The 571-nt window shown below is 49.0% G+C and carries 3 tRNA genes and 1 rRNA gene; all 4 read left to right on the plus strand.

The annotated features are described in order from the left end of the window. Positions 1 to 146: 146 nt before the first annotated feature. The 4 genes from rrf (at position 147) to CYL18_RS19060 (ending at position 569) form a co-directional block, all read left to right on the plus strand. Positions 147 to 263 (plus strand): 5S ribosomal RNA (gene rrf, locus CYL18_RS19045). A 7-nt stretch (positions 264 to 270) separates the two neighbouring features. After that, positions 271 to 346, plus strand: a tRNA-Val gene (locus CYL18_RS19050). Between the two features lie 5 nt (positions 347 to 351). Beyond that, positions 352 to 424 (plus strand) — tRNA-Lys (locus CYL18_RS19055). Positions 425 to 497: 73 nt separating this feature from the next. After that, a tRNA-Gly gene (locus CYL18_RS19060) sits at positions 498 to 569 on the plus strand. Positions 570 to 571: the final 2 nt, after the last annotated feature.

Genomic DNA, 571 nt, shown 5'->3' on the forward strand with positions numbered 1-571 from the left:
TCAGGTAGATAGGTCCGAGGTGGAAGTGTGGTGACACATGGAGCTGACGGATACTAATCGTTCGAGGACTTAACCAAAGACAAACGCACACTTTGCATGAACAAACATTATCCAGTTTTGAAAGAATGATACTCATTCTTTAATAGTCCGGTAATGATGGCGAAGAGGCCACACCCGTTCCCATTCCGAACACGGAAGTTAAGCTCTTCAGCGCCGATGGTAGTTGGGGCTCACGCCCCTGTGAGAGTAGGACGTTGCCGGGCATCATATGGAGGATTAGCTCAGCTGGGAGAGCATCTGCCTTACAAGCAGAGGGTCGGCGGTTCGATCCCGTCATCCTCCACCATATATGAGCCATTAGCTCAGTCGGTAGAGCATCTGACTTTTAATCAGAGGGTCGAAGGTTCGAGTCCTTCATGGCTCACTCTCTATAATGAATATTTTTTTGTCGTGTTGGACTATTTTAAGTTCCGAAAGGCAAAATGTGCATGCTTTATGCGGAAGTAGTTCAGTGGTAGAACACCACCTTGCCAAGGTGGGGGTCGCGGGTTCGAATCCCGTCTTCCGCTCC

Source organism: Pradoshia eiseniae, from assembly GCF_002946355.1.
Lineage (GTDB): Bacteria > Bacillota > Bacilli > Bacillales > Pradoshiaceae > Pradoshia > Pradoshia eiseniae.